Source organism: Streptomyces sp. NPDC019890 (assembly GCF_044903445.1).
Classification (GTDB): Bacteria; Actinomycetota; Actinomycetes; order Streptomycetales; family Streptomycetaceae; genus Streptomyces.
The window spans coordinates 14,521-29,695 of the sequence record NZ_JBJDQK010000018.1; the positions used below are offsets into that span (position 1 = coordinate 14,521).

16 protein-coding genes and 1 pseudogene are annotated in these 15,175 nt (G+C 66.8%); 10 read left to right on the forward strand and 7 right to left on the reverse strand.

Translation table 11 applies throughout. From position 1 onward, the window contains the following. Positions 1–132: 132 nt before the first annotated feature. Positions 133–1,755 carry a hypothetical protein gene (locus ACI2LP_RS31455; RefSeq protein ID WP_404727939.1) on the forward strand — a complete coding sequence of 541 codons (1,623 nt, stop codon included), beginning with the start codon at positions 133–135 and terminating at the stop codon, positions 1,753–1,755. Between the two features lie 176 nt (positions 1,756–1,931). Here ACI2LP_RS31455 and ACI2LP_RS31460 read toward each other — a convergent pair whose 3' ends face one another. Then, complete coding sequence (locus tag ACI2LP_RS31460) at positions 1,932–2,528, reverse strand: TetR/AcrR family transcriptional regulator (RefSeq protein WP_404727940.1); 597 nt, start codon at positions 2,526–2,528, stop codon at positions 1,932–1,934. Positions 2,529–2,589: 61 nt separating this feature from the next. On the opposite strand from ACI2LP_RS31460, the gene ACI2LP_RS31465 reads away from it, so the two are divergent. The 4 genes from ACI2LP_RS31465 (at position 2,590) to ACI2LP_RS31480 (ending at position 6,701) form a co-directional block, all read left to right on the forward strand. Then, a complete protein-coding gene (locus ACI2LP_RS31465) occupies positions 2,590–3,090 on the forward strand; it encodes a DUF3995 domain-containing protein (RefSeq protein ID WP_404727941.1) in 501 nt (166 codons plus the stop codon). Between the two features lie 135 nt (positions 3,091–3,225). Next, positions 3,226–3,477 (forward strand): DUF6463 family protein, encoded by a 252-nt coding sequence (locus tag ACI2LP_RS31470; RefSeq protein WP_404727942.1) that lies wholly within the window; start codon positions 3,226–3,228, stop codon positions 3,475–3,477. Positions 3,478–4,480: 1,003 nt separating this feature from the next. Continuing rightward, entirely contained in the window at positions 4,481–5,686 is a 1,206-nt protein-coding gene (locus ACI2LP_RS31475; protein WP_404727943.1) for a hypothetical protein, read from the forward strand. Continuing rightward, positions 5,634–6,701 (forward strand): restriction endonuclease, encoded by a 1,068-nt coding sequence (locus tag ACI2LP_RS31480; protein ID WP_404727944.1) that lies wholly within the window; start codon positions 5,634–5,636, stop codon positions 6,699–6,701. Before ACI2LP_RS31475 ends, ACI2LP_RS31480 begins: the two co-directional genes overlap by 53 nt. Positions 6,702–6,792: 91 nt before the next feature. On the opposite strand, the pseudogene ACI2LP_RS31485 reads toward ACI2LP_RS31480, so the two are convergent. The 3 genes and pseudogenes from ACI2LP_RS31485 to ACI2LP_RS31495 form a co-directional block, all read right to left on the reverse strand. Further along, positions 6,793–7,627, reverse strand: a pseudogene (locus ACI2LP_RS31485) (IS5 family transposase). A gap of 120 nt (positions 7,628–7,747) precedes the next feature. Beyond that, positions 7,748–8,572: a helix-turn-helix domain-containing protein gene (locus ACI2LP_RS31490; protein ID WP_404727972.1), complete on the reverse strand. Its 825-nt coding sequence runs from the start codon at positions 8,570–8,572 to the stop codon at positions 7,748–7,750. Positions 8,573–8,736: 164 nt separating this feature from the next. Beyond that, positions 8,737–9,246, reverse strand: coding sequence for an RNA polymerase sigma factor (locus ACI2LP_RS31495; protein WP_404727945.1), 510 nt, complete (start codon positions 9,244–9,246; stop codon positions 8,737–8,739). Positions 9,247–10,058: 812 nt separating this feature from the next. Between ACI2LP_RS31495 and ACI2LP_RS31500 the strand changes: the two genes are divergently transcribed. From ACI2LP_RS31500 to ACI2LP_RS31515, 4 genes are all read left to right on the forward strand, one after another. After that, complete coding sequence (locus tag ACI2LP_RS31500; RefSeq protein ID WP_404727946.1) at positions 10,059–10,211, forward strand: hypothetical protein; 153 nt, start codon at positions 10,059–10,061, stop codon at positions 10,209–10,211. Between the two features lie 790 nt (positions 10,212–11,001). Further along, the gene (locus tag ACI2LP_RS31505; RefSeq protein WP_404727947.1) at positions 11,002–12,051 is read left to right on the forward strand and encodes a helix-turn-helix domain-containing protein; all 1,050 of its coding nucleotides are present in this window, start codon (positions 11,002–11,004) and stop codon (positions 12,049–12,051) included. 201 nt (positions 12,052–12,252) lie between these two features. Next, positions 12,253–12,399 carry a hypothetical protein gene (locus tag ACI2LP_RS31510; RefSeq protein WP_404727948.1) on the forward strand — a complete coding sequence of 49 codons (147 nt, stop codon included), beginning with the start codon at positions 12,253–12,255 and terminating at the stop codon, positions 12,397–12,399. A gap of 82 nt (positions 12,400–12,481) precedes the next feature. Beyond that, positions 12,482–13,075, forward strand: coding sequence for a hypothetical protein (locus ACI2LP_RS31515; protein WP_404727949.1), 594 nt, complete (start codon positions 12,482–12,484; stop codon positions 13,073–13,075). Between the two features lie 80 nt (positions 13,076–13,155). On the opposite strand, the gene ACI2LP_RS31520 is transcribed toward ACI2LP_RS31515, so the two are convergent. Both ACI2LP_RS31520 and ACI2LP_RS31525 read right to left on the reverse strand, forming a co-directional pair. Next, complete coding sequence (locus ACI2LP_RS31520; RefSeq protein WP_404727950.1) at positions 13,156–13,422, reverse strand: DUF6207 family protein; 267 nt, start codon at positions 13,420–13,422, stop codon at positions 13,156–13,158. 89 nt (positions 13,423–13,511) lie between these two features. Next, positions 13,512–13,700 (reverse strand): hypothetical protein, encoded by a 189-nt coding sequence (locus ACI2LP_RS31525; protein ID WP_404727951.1) that lies wholly within the window; start codon positions 13,698–13,700, stop codon positions 13,512–13,514. A gap of 119 nt (positions 13,701–13,819) precedes the next feature. Here ACI2LP_RS31525 and ACI2LP_RS31530 point away from each other — a divergent pair, with 119 nt between their 5' ends. Beyond that, a complete protein-coding gene (locus ACI2LP_RS31530) occupies positions 13,820–14,695 on the forward strand; it encodes a glycosyltransferase family 2 protein (RefSeq protein ID WP_404727952.1) in 876 nt (291 codons plus the stop codon). Positions 14,696–14,867: 172 nt separating this feature from the next. On the opposite strand, the gene ACI2LP_RS31535 is transcribed toward ACI2LP_RS31530, so the two are convergent. Next, a complete protein-coding gene (locus ACI2LP_RS31535; RefSeq protein ID WP_404727953.1) occupies positions 14,868–15,059 on the reverse strand; it encodes a hypothetical protein in 192 nt (63 codons plus the stop codon). Positions 15,060–15,175: the final 116 nt, after the last annotated feature.

Sequence of the window (15,175 nt, forward strand, 5' to 3'; positions counted from 1 at the left end):
GTGACCAAGCGGGCGGGTATGCCGCCAGCCGCTTCCCTGCCTGGAGCATGCATCAACGCGTTCACGAACACCTTGCCCGGGACGTCATCAGCACAGCCTGGCGACTTGGGCTCAGCACTGGGCGGACTTGTCATGTCAGGACCCGACACAGCTTCTGAGGCCTACCAGGCGTTCATCGCGCGGTTCCAGGTCGAGCCAACTCCCGCACAGTGGGCCTTCTGGCTCCGCGACGCCTACGGCATCACCACCGGGGCCGGAAGCCCGCTCTCCCAGGAGCAGGTGCAGCCCCTGCTCCAGGTCCTCCAGGAACGCTACGCGGTGCGCGCTGAGGAGCCCGTCGCGTCCGACGAACCTCAGGCGACCGACCAGCCAGCCGACCAGTGGTACGACTACTTCTACAGCGCCTGGCGCACCTACGAGCGGGAACGCGGCGCCTATCCCGATGCCGCTGCCCTCGCGGCGTACGTCTACGAGCGGGACACCATCACAGGAGACGGCGGCCGACCCATCACGGGCGACGACCTGGCGGACTTGGTCACGAGCTTCCAGGAGCGCGAGTTCGGCGACGCTGAACCGCCCGCCGACGGGGCCGCCGCCGATCCCGGCGAGCGGACCGCTGATGAGCTCCTCGCGCAGGAACAGGTTCCCGAGGCGGCGCTCGCCGGCGCGGGCGCACAGGCCGCCAAGGACAAGCGCAGCCCTCGGGTGAACGCCGCCATCGATGACTCGTCGCCAGGACCGCAGGGGTCAACAGGGGAGCGAACTGCCCTCACCACCGTCGACCGCTACCACTTGGCCTGGATGGACTACCAGACCGAGCGCGGCAACGAACCGACGGCCGAGCAACTGTCCGCCTATCTCGCAGCGAAGGGCATGCACGGCCGCGGTGGGAGACCGGTCAGCCCGGCCAACTTGCGCCGCTACTTTCTGCCCTCCCGCGTCTACAACGTCTGGGCAGAGCACCGGATGCGCGACGAGGAGCCTGCGGCGGACGCGTTGCGCAGGAGTGCGCAGCCCGCGGAATCACCGCCCAGTACAACAAGCCCGTCACCACCGAGTACGTCACCGAGAACATCGACGACTTCGAGCGACGCTGGCAGGCTTTCACCCGCCACCACGCCGACGCGCAGCAGTAAGCCGGCGAATGCGCACCGCTTGCGTATCGGGCATCCCATCAGGCCCCACAGTCTGCGCAATCAGCAAAAACCCCTGATCATCCCTGCATTGCGCAGACAGCGCGATCATTGCGCAGCCCCTGCGCAGCGTGCCTCAACACACTGCTCAGCCCTCGCCCCTGATGATGAGGAGGACCCCATGCGCGCGCTGCGTATCGACCCGGACGCCACCGTCACAGACATCAACCTCCCTGAGCCTGATGCGCATTCGGCGATCCGGAACACGTGGGATCCCCCGACGCCGTCGACCAGGGGGGCGTACCACCAGCGGGCCGTTTTGCACATTCACGGCAGCGGCCGGACGCTCGCCCTTCCCCAGAATCTGGCTGCATGGGCCCTGGCGAGTGTCTGGCGCGGCATGGCCCTGTATCCGCTGGCCGGGCCCATCGTTGTAACCGGCCGCACGGCGACCGGGGACGTGGCAACGCTGGAGGACGACCTGGCGCAGCACGCGAAGGCAGTTGCGCAGACCGTCCGGGACACGCTGACGGAGTGGCGTACACGACCTCCCGCCTCCAACGAGGCAGCCATCAGCGAACTGCTCGCGTACGCGTCCCGCGCCGTGGCCTCCAGCCGGTAGCGACACGCTGCGCATCTGCGAACCCGTCGCCTACAGGACCTTGCGCTGTAGGGTCCGCGATTGGGTGAGCACTGTTTGCTGCGGAAACATCGAAATCCGGACAGTTGGGACAGTGTCAGTGCTGACCGGTTTCCGGGCTTGTGGGCGTGCGGGGTGATCGGGGACGGTGGCGCGCTCTACTCCGGCTCTGCCTGGTGCATGGCGGATCGGGCCAGCCCGGTGATGAGGTGCTCGAGCGCGACGGTGGCGGTGGTGCCGGTGGCGGCGACTTCGGGCACGATGTCGCAGGCGGAGCGGCGCAGTTCGAGCCATCCAAGGAAAGCAGCGTACGCGGCGACTGCCTGACGCCGGGCCGCGGCGGTGTCCAGGCCCAGTTCGGTGTAGAGATCGGTGAGGTAGGCGACCCGCCGCTCGGTGACCCGGCGCAGGACCGGGGCGACGGCGGGGTGATCGGCGTGGGCGACGATCGCAGGCTCCAGGCCGTTGATGTCTTCCTGCCCCAGCGCGATGGTGAACAGGGCCGTCAGCCGCTCCCGGGGGTCGGTGATATCGCCCAACTCTGCGATCAGCGCTGTGGTGTCGTCCCGCTCCCACACCTCCAGCGCGGCCGTCAGCAGCGCATCGCGATCCTTGAAGTGCCAGTAAAAGCTGCCCCGTGTTGCCTCCAGTTCGCCCGCGAGTGCGTTGACCGACACTGCGGCGACTCCGCCGCGTGCCATCGCGCGCAGCGCCGCGGTCGACCAGTCCTGGGGGGTGAGGTGCCTTCTAGCCATGTCCGTACAGTACTGTATGGTCACTCCATACAGGGTTGTACGGAATGGTTGGGGGAGCAGTATGACGCTGACGAAACTCGCTGGTGGGACGGCCGCAGTCGGCCTCGGCGCGGTCGGGACACTGCACGGGATCTGGACCTTCTCTTCCTGGCCACTGGCCAGCCGTGCCGAGTTCGCCCGTACGGTCGTTGGGGTCGCTGAAGCCGACCTGCCCTCACCGGAGTTGACTGCCGTAGTCGCGGCGGCGCTCGGGGTGGCGGCCTATGTGATCGCGGCCCGGGCCGAGTTGGTCCCGCAGGTGCGGCCACGTCGTTTGGTGCGCCAGGGCGTATGGGGCGTCGCAGGCGTGCTGCTTCTGCGAGGTTCGATTGGTCTGGTTTCCTCCGCTCTGACAAGCCAGCCGACCGATTTCACCCGCTGGGACCTGGCGCTGTACTCCCCGCTGTGTCTGGCGCTTGGGGGGCTGACGGCATACGTCGCCGCCTCCACTCGCGCCCCTCGCCGCCGAGGCCGGCGCCTTGTCATCAAGAGACTCAAGGCTCATACGAATCGAGGAAACTGACGATGACCCGGTTGATTCCCCGATTGGTGATCGGACTGACGGCAGAGCACTTCGCGGTCGCCCTGATCGCCTCTAGCACCTTCGGTGATGTGGCTCGCGACGGATTCTGGAACGCCGTCCCCGGAAACCCACAGCGTGAGTAACGGCCTCCTCGCCCTGGGCACACTCAGCCAACGCATCGCCCGTGACACCGGCAGGCTCCCGGCACAGCTGGGCTGGTATCTGCTCGCCATCGGCGTGCCGCTGCAGATTCTCTATCCCGTCTCCGGCGCACCCGGACTGATTGTGCTCGGGGTGCTGGCCCTGCTCGCGGCCCGGCGGGACAGCGCAGGGGAGAGCCGTCGGACACCCCTGTCGACAACTACCGACCGTGAGCACTGCTCGTGATCACCCGGAAATGCTCAAACGGTGCTCATGATCCTGGAATCGGTCACGGAATCGCGGGCCCTACATGCGCACTGCCGCACCCGGGCTGTTGAGGAGCTCGTTGATGAGCTGTTCGGTCTCCAGTTCCAGTGAACAGTCCAACGCCCGGTTGACCTGCTGGACGCGGGTGATGGTGTCGCGGCCTTCCTGAAAATGGGCAGTCCTTCGAGGCTGACCTGTGCATTGCTCAGTTCGGAGAGCGGGATCCACTGATTGCTTCTGGTGGCTAATTTGGTGGGGTGCGTCGGCCGAGTCGGTGTGACCTGCGAGTTTCCGAGTTCTGCGCACTATGAGCGTTGATTGCTCAGGGTTGCGGAGCCGCCGGTAGTAGCGGTCGAGTTGGTGGCACTGGTGCAGGCCGCAGGAGCGAACACCTCGCCCTGATCCGCGCCGAAAGCCACCCGGCCCGCGTCACCCACTCCCACTCCGTCCCAACTCCACCGCCAGACCCGCAACATCGACGCACTGCCGCGAATGGCCATGACCGACGTCCAGCAGTCACCGGTCATGCCGCACGCACACCTGCCGGTCGTGTCACACGAAGTGGTGCAGTGCGGCGCGGCCATGGCTGGGCAGGTCATGGCCTCGCTGCGTCCGGTGCCAGGTCGGATCGCGGTGTCGGCTCCCACGAGCAGCGCGAACAGCCGCGCGTCGGCCCGACCGGCGTCCGGGCCAGCGAGCTGAGCCGCCTCGCGCAGGTCCGCACGGCTACACCACATGACGGGGCGCCACCCACCCGCCACCGCGGCCGATACGCCCACACATCCTCAACAGCCCCGCGCCGAGCCGCGCACAGCGAGCAGCCGAAGGCCACCGGCCCCCATTCGCATGCCCTCATCCGCCACCGCGTCCACCCCGCGGCGTCTTTCGACCCTGAGTAAGATCACCGCTTGTGTACCCGGGTGTGGGAAGTGGCAGGGCCACCTGCCGGCCTCCGGGAGGGCGCCGAGGGGGAGGGGCCAAGATGCCCGAGGGGAAGGGACCGCTCAGCCCGTCGTTTGAGCGACTGCTCACGACGGGGTTCTCGCATCTGGCGCCGGGCCCTGTGACGGTACTGACCACCACTTCAGAGGAGGACCAGCCTCGTTTCGAGTTGCCCCCGTCATGGCGTGCCGCTCAGGGGCCGTCCTGGCAGGAACTCAGCGTCAGCGCCACGCGCCTGCTGGCGCAGGGGCCGCTTCTCCTCGTGCCACCGTGGCAGCGTCACACCGGCACCGGGGGGAGGGCGAAGCGAAATGCGTCCCATTTCGCCTACGACGACGTCCTGGGCGCATGTCGTCCCGCCAACGCTGACAGTGTCTTGGTGGTCCTGACTCCTGCCGAGCTTTGGACCTCAGAATCGCCGCGCGCGGCGCAGCTGCGCACGACGCTGGCTGAGCACTGGGATACGCTGGTCGTTCTCTACGGCACGGGCGTGATCCCGCAGATCCATCAGTCTGTCATCGTGGCAGCCGCCTTTTTGAAGGCCAAGCAGGCATCCCGGCCGCCGATGAAGATCTTCCGGGTGCCGCACACGGACGAGGGCGCATCTGTTGAGAAGGACTTCGAGGTCCTGTTGCAGCGCGGAGGCGGAAGCACCCGGTACGGATACGTAGTCCGTAAACTGCCGCCCACCGAGGAGAGCCTCGACTTTGACCGTCACCATCCGGACGTCGTGTTGCAGCGAGCCGACTTGGCCGGCTTCGGCAGCATCACCACGCTGGGCGAGCTTTACGAGGCCGTCCCGCGTATCAACATGGCGGCAGACTCACAATGGATCAGTACGGAGGAACAACCCGGTGCTGTTCGGCTCCTGGGAGGCCGGGACGTCTTGCGTGGCGGTTCCATCGCACTGCCCACGGACGAAAGCTACTGGGTGAAAGCCCCGCCCGGGTGCCTCCTGCAATCAGGCGATTCTCATCGTCCGCGAGATACATGGACGGTACGACCTGCCCGGTCTGATCGTCGCCGAGGTTACCGAGCAGGATCTCCCCGCCGCGCCCGCTCACACGACGATCGCTCTCAGACCTCGCGCCACTACCACGCCACAGCAGATTCGCCTGGTCGCCCAGTTCCTGCGCACGCCGCTGGCGGACAAACTGGTCGGCAGGTCCTCCGTGCACATCACGATGAAGCGAATGCTGGAGCTTCCCGTGCCCCAGCCAGACGACGTCCTGACCGCGGCACTTGACGATCTCGACGCCGCTCGCCACCGACTGGAGACCTGGCGCAATGATGCGGAGACACTTCTCGAGTCCGCATTCACTAGCAATACAGCGATGCAGGCCCGAGACAGAATTGTCGCCCAGGGCCGTGGACTGCGCCTGCGCGTGGAAGCCGCGACGCTCCTCGACGACCTCGGATACACCGTGCGCACACGCTTCCCCTATCCCGTTGCCTACCGCTGGCGTGAGAGCGAAGCCCGGATCAGCGCCGGCGATCAACAGGCGGCCTACAGCGCTGTCCTGGAGGCGGCAGAAATCCTGCTCTGCTACAGCGCGTTGCTCGCGCTGGCACTCGCTTGGGAAGCCGGTATCCCTCTGGGTTCCACCACGGCGATCAAGGCAAAGCTCCTCAGCGGGCGCAGCGGCCCCGGCTTCGGCGACTGGGTTGCCGTCCTAGAGGAGGCAGCCAGCAGCCGCAAACTGCGCGCGCTGCCGCATCAGCACCCCATCTACGGCATCCGTTCCCTGCTTGCAGGCGAGGACGCCGCTGATGCACGCCAACGGCTGAGTGAACGCCGCAACGACGACGCTCATCTTCGTCGTCTTGACCCCATCGATCTCCCGCCCGCGGTGACGGAAGCCTTCGCCGATCTGACCTTGCTCATCGAACGGTCCCGATTCCTTGCCGACCTGCCTCTCGTGCATGTCACCGCGATCCAGTGGGACAGCCTTACCCAAACAGCTCAGGTGCACTATCGCGAACTGATGGGAGATCATCCCGTCGTACCGACCAAGACGGCCGCCATGCCCAGGAACGACCTAGAAATCGGCAGCCTGTATCTCTGGGACTCCATGCATGATCTGCACCTGCTACGCCCGTTTTTGACCGGCTTGGTCTGCCGCGTGTGCCGCACATGGTCGACCTTCCACGCCGATCTCGTCACCAAAGACAGGGTGCTCCTCAAGAGCCTCGAACACGGACACGTTCATCCCCAACCCGCAGACACAGCATCAGCTCTGGCCACGGTCGGCCTGCTGTGACTGCCGAACCCGCACCACGCGAGCCCAGGACGCCAACGGCCCACCAAGGCTGTCCGCTTCCAGCTCAACCAGCCACTCCCGCTTAGAGTTGCTAACAAAGGCGTTGGACGTGGCGGTGAGTGATGAGGCAGGCGGCGAGGCCGAGGAAGGCCTCGTGGATGTCATCGCGTCGCTCCCATCGGATCCGCAGGCGGCGAAAGCCGTGGAACCAGGCGATCGTCCGCTCAACGACTCAACGGAAAGGGCCCAGGCCAGAGCCGTGTTCCTGGCCTCGTTCGGCAATCACGGGACGGATGCCACGCGCCCGCAGCAGGCGCCGGTACTTGTCGTGGTCATAGCCGCGGTCGGCAAGCAGGGCGTCCGGCCGCCTCCGTGGCCGGCCGACGGCACCGGCCACGGCCGGAATCTTGTCAAGCAGCGGCAGCAACTGCGTGACGTCGTTGCGGTTTCCGCCGGTCAGCGAGACCGCGAGCGGGATGCCCTGGCCGTCGGTGAGGACGTGGTGCTTACTGCCCGGGCGTGCGCGGTCGACCGGGCTGGGACCGCTTTTGGGCCGCGCCGAGCGGCCCGCACATGGGAAGAGTCGATCACCGCCCGCGACCAGTCCAGCTTCTTCGCCGCCCGCAGCTTCTCCAGCAGCACGACGTGCAGTTCGTCCCATACCCCGGCCTCGTTCCAAGCCGCCAGGCGCCGCCAGCATGTCATCCCCGAACCGAAGCCCAGCTCCTGCGGCAGGTACTCCCATTGGATGCCCGTGTGCAGCACGAACAGGATCCCGCACAACGCCTGCCGGTCCGGCACCCGCGGCCGGCCTTCCACCAGCTTCGGCCCCGGCTTGGGCAGCACGGCTCGATGAGCGACCACAGTTCGTCCGACACAATCCATGGCCGAGACTGTCGTTTTCCCACGACCAGACCAACGAGCATCCCCACCGACAGTCACATGATCAACGGCTTCTGTTAGGGCCTGTTAGACGCTTGCCCAAGGCGGCAGCAAGCCATCCGCCGCCGGGCCAGGCGTTCCCGGTCTCCACCGGTGACGACAACTTAGGAAAGTTGGAGCAGGCCCCGTAGAAGATCGCGGCTCTCGTCCGGACCGGGGCTGTCCTGCTGGAGCTCCTTGAGTACCTTCTCGTAGTGGGCCACGTCCTCGCGCTTGTCCACGTAGAGGGCGCTGGTGAGTTGTTCGAGGTAGACGACGTCGGTGAGGTCTGGCTCCGTGAAGGAGAGGATAGTGAAGGCGCCGCTCTCGCCGGAGTGGCCGCCGAAGCCGAACGGCATGATCTGCAGCCGCACGTTGGGCCGCTCGGAGATCTCGATCAGGTGCTGGAGCTGACCGCGCATCACCTCGCGGTCGCCGTACGGGCGGCGCAGCGCGGCCTCGTCCAGGACGATGTGGAAGTCGGGGGCGTTCTCGGAGACAAGGTACTTCTGGCGTTCCAGGCGCAGCGCCAGCCGCTTCTCGACGTCGGCCTCGCTCGCGCCCTTCATGCCGTGCTTGACCACTGCACGTGCATACGCCTCGGTCTGCAGCAGCCCGTGCACGAACTGCACCTCGTACGCCCGGATGAGCGACGCTGCGCTCTCCAGGCCCACATAGGTGGGGAACCAGTTCGGCAGGACGTCCGAGTAATGGTGCCACCAACCCGCCACAGCAGTCTCCCGGGCGAGGGAGACGAGCGAGGCGCGCTCCGCCTCGTCGGTGATGCCGTACAGCGTCAACAGGTCCTCGACGTCCCTCGTCTTGAAGCTCACCCGGCCCAGCTCCAGTCGGCTGATCTTGGACTCGGACGCGCGGATCGAGTACCCCGCGGCCTCGCGCGTGATGCCGCGCGTCTCGCGCAGCCGCCTGAGTTGCGAGCCGAGCAGCATGCGCCGCACCAGCCCGGGTGCAGCGGTCACGTGGTGCACGGCATCGTCGTGCCCCTCCTGAGCGAGCTGCGACTCCAGGCGCGCGAGCCGACCACGTGTAGCGTCGGAGTCGGTCCACATGCCCTCTACAGCGCGGGCGGCGTCGCGAAGGCGGTCCTCGATACTCACAGGTCACCTCCCTCGCTTTCACCGAGCTGCTGCTGGAGGGCCTTTCGCGCCAGGTGCAGATGCGTTTTCACTGATCCGGTGGAGATGGCCATGATGTCGGCGATCTCGCGCAGGGACAGGTCGTATTGCCACTGCAGTGCGATCGCGGTTGCTTGCTGCGGCGGTAGTTTGCGTACGGCGTCCAGGATAGCCAGCCGGTCGTCACGGGCTGCGAAGTCATCCTCGATGCGGACACGATCGGGCAGCTCAAAGGGATCAGTACTCAGACCTGCCTTTCGACGTGCCTGCTGAGCATCACCCAACCGCTGCCCGGCGATCTTGAAAAGCCATGCGCGGGGCTGCTCGTAGCCGCGGAGCTTCTCCCAGTACCGGAAAGCACTGAGCATGGTCTCCTGCGCCGCGTCCTCGATCACTGAAGGATCGCCCTCAAGCCAGATCAGATACCTCCGGACCTGTGGTTCCCAGTGAGCGAAGAACCGAGGGAAATCCTCGGATCCGGGACTCACGCACTGTCCTCCTCCGCATCCTGGCGGCTACACACTCCGGGTATCTCCGGCTTCTCCTTCACCAATCGCCGTGCGCTCGTGGCCGACTGTGACCGTCTGTCGCAGCGTCCCCGGGTGATCCAGCATCATCCGTAGTGTGGCCCGACGCTCCCGCTCCATGGCTGCATCCCTCCGAGCTCGGACCAACTCGTGCAGGACGTCCCAGAGGCTCAATGTCCCGCTGCGGGGCCGGAGCAACAGTCCCACACCAGCGAACACGACCGGGGGCAGAACAGCCATCAGGTCAATATTCATGAGTTCCAGTGCTCCGCCTTCTCTCTTCCCGTGGCCCTGCGCCCCCGGAACTGCCCACTACAGGGCGCACGGACCAAGAAGGTTGAATCATCGGGTCGTTTATGTCCACGGAGTGCAGGGAGGCACAGGCGCGGGCCGGCGGCCGTGTCCTCGCCGGCCGGCAGACGGAATCGTCCGGCAGCGTGTCCGGGTCACATTTCACGTTCGGGGTCTTCAGGTGCTCTAGGTAGGCATGACGCAAAGCCGCCTGCAGGATCCCGACGAGCCGGGGCCGGTGTCCGGTCTGCTACCGGAAAGGAGCTCTGACGCAGCCGGACCGGCCGCCGCCCCCGAATCTGGTGAGACAGCCGGTCTGGTGCTTGTCATCAACACCGGTCTGGGAGGCTTGGGAAGCCTGTATATGACCACCAAGTCGGCTGCGATCACGTTCACTTCAGCTGTACTGGTGGTCCTGCTGACTATCGTCGTCAAGCGCAGGAGCGGACACGCATCCCGCCCGGACCGGAGGGACGATCGGAGTGGACGGTGAGCCCGACAGCTTCGTCGCCTTCTTCAAGCAGCACTGTCCCCGGGTGATCGCCATGCTGGTCACCCACCGCGGCTTCACCGAGGTTATCGCGCAGGACGCGTCGGCCGAAGCCATGACCAGACTCGTCGAGTACTGGGGCTAGGTGGAAGCACCCCAAGCCTGGGTGCGGACCGTCGCATTCCGTGTGGCTTGCTAGCTCGCCGGGCATCAACAGACGGGAATGCCTTCGGACCAGCTCGTCGACCCCGCGTCTGTCCACGACCTCAGGGCAGCCGAACTCGCCTTGATCGCAGGCACCGTGATCGCGGCGCTGCCGCGACGACAGTGGGAAGTCATGACACTGACCCTCGTGAATATGACTCCTTCGGAGATCGCTGAGATCCTCGGGTGCATTCCGGCGCAGGCCAGAGCCAACCTCGCGCACGCGCGCGGGGGAGCGCCGGGCCGTGTGGGGGAGCCGAGCAATCCGCTCCGCATGACGCTCGGTTGGGCAGCCCAGCAGACTGCCGGCCGGATGTCCGAGCTCTGGTGCAGGATGAAGGCACTGCGCTCCACGTTCTTGCGGGGAGCCAGGCCGGGGTCTGTTGTGTCAATGGGGGGCGTTCGTGTTCCAGCGTCATCTTCACCGTCACGATGACGTCAATCTGGTGATGTCCGCGCTGGGGGATGATCCCCAGTGCCTGCCGGTCTTGATCGCATTGGGTGTGACACTGCGCCGGGACGTGGCCTCGGCGCTGCGGTAGGCCATCGCGACCGGCGCGTGGCAGAGCGACGTCCGTGTCCGCAGTGCTGCGGCCCACTGGCGTGAGGAACCCCGCTTCCACGTCTTCCTCGACCGCGGGCTCGAAAGGCGCCGCGACCGCGGCCCCAAATATGAGCACCTGAATACAGCTCTGCTGACGTTCCCCGAGACCCGTGCCGCCCTGTACCGGGTGAGCGCGGCGGAATGCCAGCAGCGCTGCCGCACGGAGACCGCCACCTTTGCCGAGGACCGGCATGTGGATGACTACCGCCAGGCACTGTTCGGCTGGTATGCCGCCATCCAGCACGCGCACCCCTGCGTCGGGAGGGCGGTGCGCTGGTTCGCGAACACACAACCGTCCGACTCCCGCCGGCCTGATGCCTTCACCGACTGGATGAGCGGAACCCGGCGCCGACACAGCAGCAGTGCCGTCCAGGAGACGGAGCCAGCCGCCCAGCGCGCCTTGCAGGAAATCATCCTGATGATGCACGCCTGGAGCCCGCACACCTTCGAAGCCATCGACGTGGCCTTCCAGAAGGCGGAGGGAGAAGACGCATCCCACGCCTGGGGCGGCAGCTTCGAGCCCGCCGACCGGCCCGAAGCCCAAGCGGCCGCGGAGGCACTCGCGAGCGTCCTCTCCCCGCAGGAACGCCAGCAGGTCCGGGACGTCATCGACGGGATCGAGACCGACGACGAGTGCCGCGACATGGACCTCGCGAAGGACAGCACGCTGGCCTGCACCAGCGACCGGCACCGCACCTACGGCGCCGACCCCGGTGAGCGCGAGGACTGCGCCACGGCCCGAGGCCGTGTGTACGAGGAGGCCTCCCAGCCCTGGAGTGAGGGCGTCGACCGCGGGGCCGACGCTGCCCGGCTGGCCCGGTTCCTGCTCGGACCCCGTACCGACCGAATCCAGGCCGTCCTGGCCACGGCCCGGGCCGCCGTTGCCCGGGAGACCACTGAGAGGGTGCCGCAGGTCTGGCACGACAACGCCGAACCCCTCCAGGAAGCCCGCGAAGTCGCAGGACTTGATCTCCACGACGCCGCCAGCCACCTGGGCATCAAGCCCGCCACGCTCCAGCGCTTCGAACAGGCAACCGGCAAGCTCCCTGGACGGCCGGTCTCTCTCGGCTACCTCCAACTCCTCACCCTGACCTGCCTGCAGGCGGGCCGCACCGCTCCCGCCTGCATCCCGCAGGCCATCTCCCAGCCGGTGATCTCACTGCCGACCACCCTGTAGACGCCACCGCCTCACACCCCTGCCGCCACTCCACCACTATGTGAGGAACCCCCGTGTTCGAAGAGGTACATCACCGGCCCTGCGGGCGCCCCACCAAGTCCGGCACTCCCTGCCGTGCGCAGTTCTCAGGTCCAGGCTTCGCCTGCAAACTGCACACCACCGACCACGAAAAAGCCCTCGTGGAGGCATACCGGCAGGGCCTTGAGACCGGCCGGGCGCAAGAAAGAGACCAGCCGGGAGATCACCTGGGTCAAGGTCAACGAGAACAAGGCCCAGGGTGGACGTATCACCGCATGGCGCGGCCAGATGCACGTCATGGACCACGACCCGTTCTACGTGATCAGCTAAGCGCCTACACTCCCCGCCAGACAGGGTGCCCCTTCCCGCTTCACTCGGAAGGGGCACCCTGCCCCGCTCAAGGAGGCTCCCCATGCTGGTCCGAGAATCCTCGTTCACCGTCGACCTCGGCGAAAACGGCTACCTCATCGGCTTCACCGACGACTACGAGTACCCCCCAGAGATGCCCTTCGGCTGGCGCTGCGGCCCGGCCACCGACGCGAACGCCGTCGTCCTCACCACCACCGACACCGGCCCCCTCCAGATGACCATCCAGGTCCACGACACCCCACCGGCCCCCCAGACCAGCGGCGAGTGGGAGCCCGCGGAGGAAATCAGCCTGCGAGCCGACATCCCCACCCTCCACCTCGCGACCCTCGAACAGGGCGACATCCTGGACGCATGGCCGGACGAGGAACCTCCCCTTAAGGTCCCGCCCTCCCCCGACGGCTACGACTGGGTGCGCATGCGCCTGTACTGCCACGTCGACGACCCCGAACCCGGCATCGGCGACCACGGAGAGCACCACCTGGTCCAACTCTGGCGCGCACCCCAGATACCCCCAGTACACCCAGAAATCACCGAGGCAGACCGGCAGGCGCGCGCCGACTACGCCGCGGACAGCGCCATGCCCGTGGAGGACTACACCGCCACATACACTGACACGCACCGCGGCGCACAAGACTGAAGCCGCCGGCTACTGCCCTGCAGCGCTCTCCCAGCACGGCCCCGCGGCGCGACCGGTTCAGGCAGCCGCCGACCGCCGCGCTACGCCTGGGGGCCGGGGCGTCGGATGTCCGCATAGACGCGGGCCTTCACCCCCGGCTCCGCGGGCGCCCGCCGCAGGGTGCCGATGCCGGAGGTGGCCCACCACTTCTCCAGCTCGCTCATCACCGCGAGCGCGGTCGCCTCATCGTGGGAGGTGATGTCCAGGACCACCAAACCCGGCTCGGACACATGCTGTTCGTCGATACGGTCCATGACCCACACGACGCGGCCGGTGCCAGGCCGGTTCACCGAAGGCGCGACCGTCAACCCCGAAGGATCGCCCCTGCACAGCCTGACCGCGCATGGCGGGCGTTTCTCGCAGCATCATCTCCAGCCTCCACAGCCGGCGAGGCTGCTCAGTGCGCGGAGTCCAGTGCTCTTCCTCGCGGGATTGTGGTGTTGGTGGGCGTCTGACTGTCGGTCGGATCGGCACTGCCGCGGTGCGCGACGCGCAGGCCTTCCTGCGGCCACCAGTACGAGCGGGACACGACCGTGGTTGATGCGTCCAGGTCCACGGAGACCTGGTCGAGTTTACCGACCTTCAAGCGGACCGTATGGCACCTGACCAGGGCGAACACGTCGCGGACATGCAAGTGACGTCGGAGTAGCCGCGTTGCGCGACTAGCATCAGGCAGCACCTCGCCGACTACTGGAGTTCGTTGCAATGTCGTTGCCACGCATCGGAGTTGTCATCGTGACCATGGGCACGCGCCCGCAGGAACTGGACGCTCTGATCGCCTCGGTGGGAATGCAGGACGTGCCTCCCGCGAGGGTTGTCCTGGTCGGCAATGCGACTCCGCTCACCGAGGTGTCAGGCGACGTGACCAAGATCCCGCTCGAAGAGAACCTGGGCTGTCCCGGCGGCCGCAATGTCGGTCTGCAGTTCCTGTGCGGGTCAGGAGAGGTGGACGTCGTCGTCGAGCTGGACGATGACGGTCTGCTCATTGCCGACGATGTGTTCCACAAGGTGCAGCAGCTGTATGCGGCTGATTCCGGGCTCGGGATCGTGTCGTTCCGCGTCGCCGATGAGCATGGTGAGACTCAGCGGCGCCACGTGCCCCGGTTGCGTGCTGGCGACCCGATGCGCCGTGGTCTGGTGACCGCTTTCCTCGGGGGCGGCCATGCCTTCTCGGTGGCGATGCTCGACGAGATTGGCCTGTGGCCGGGGCAGTTCTTCTTCGGGCACGAGGAGACGGATCTGGCCTGGCGGGCCCTCGACGGTGGCTGGAAGATCCTCTACGAACCCGACCTTGTCCTCCAGCATCCCAAGACCTCCCCGGCCCGGCATGCGGTGTACTACCGCTTCACCGCTCGTAATCGGGTCTGGCTGGCACGACGCCGACTGCCCCTGCCGTTGATCCCGGCCTATCTGGGCGTGTGGACACTTCTCACTCTGGCCCGCACTCATTCCCTGACCGGACTCAAGGCCTGGGGCGCCGGATTCCTGGAGGGCATCCGTACTGCTTGCGGACCGCGTCAGCCGATGAAATGGCGCACTGTGTGGCGGATGATCCGGTTGGGACGGCCGCCGCTCATCTAACGTGCTGCCTGCTGGAGTTCGAGGAGTTGGGCTTCGAGGTCGGCGATGCGTTTGTCTGCGAAGCGGAGGTTGGAGCGGGCGCTCCTTCGAGAGTGAATCGTTGAGCTGTCCTCGTCTCGGCTCACCTAGGGGCTGTCGTTTGGATCAGGGCCTAGCAGGCTTGCCCATCAGGTCAGATCTGCGTCACTGCCGCAGTGACGGCGGCAGCCAGGCTGAGCACCGCTGCGAACGCCAGGGCGGCGCTCTTGGTGGCGGTGGGGTAGGTGGCGCCGTCGAGACGTGAGAGCACAGCCGCGCAGGCGGCTGCGAGCAGTGCGATCACGACGACGAGGGCGGTGATGAGCAGGGTAAGGGCGATGGACACGGTGAACTCCCGCGTGCGTGGCGGATGTCGGCACGGCTCAACGTCGCAGAAGCGGTGTTCGTCAGGGTTCGTGCGGAGGAAGATGAACCTTGCCGAACACCACAGCACGGGGGACG

What these genes read in the sequence shown, in the direction of transcription:
- ACI2LP_RS31530 (WP_404727952.1), top strand. Translation starts at nt 13,820, where the DNA reads ATGTCGTTGCCACGCATCGGAGTTGTCATCGTGACCATGGGCACGCGC.
- ACI2LP_RS31475 (WP_404727943.1), top strand. Translation starts at nt 4,481, where the DNA reads ATGCCCGAGGGGAAGGGACCGCTCAGCCCGTCGTTTGAGCGACTGCTC.
- ACI2LP_RS31515 (WP_404727949.1), top strand. Translation starts at nt 12,482, where the DNA reads ATGCTGGTCCGAGAATCCTCGTTCACCGTCGACCTCGGCGAAAACGGC.
- ACI2LP_RS31480 (WP_404727944.1), top strand. Translation starts at nt 5,634, where the DNA reads ATGCTGGAGCTTCCCGTGCCCCAGCCAGACGACGTCCTGACCGCGGCA.
- ACI2LP_RS31465 (WP_404727941.1), top strand. Translation starts at nt 2,590, where the DNA reads ATGACGCTGACGAAACTCGCTGGTGGGACGGCCGCAGTCGGCCTCGGC.
- ACI2LP_RS31460 (WP_404727940.1), bottom strand. Translation starts at nt 2,528, where the DNA reads ATGGCTAGAAGGCACCTCACCCCCCAGGACTGGTCGACCGCGGCGCTG.
- ACI2LP_RS31455 (WP_404727939.1), top strand. Translation starts at nt 133, where the DNA reads ATGTCAGGACCCGACACAGCTTCTGAGGCCTACCAGGCGTTCATCGCG.
- ACI2LP_RS31490 (WP_404727972.1), bottom strand. Translation starts at nt 8,572, where the DNA reads ATGCTGCTCGGCTCGCAACTCAGGCGGCTGCGCGAGACGCGCGGCATC.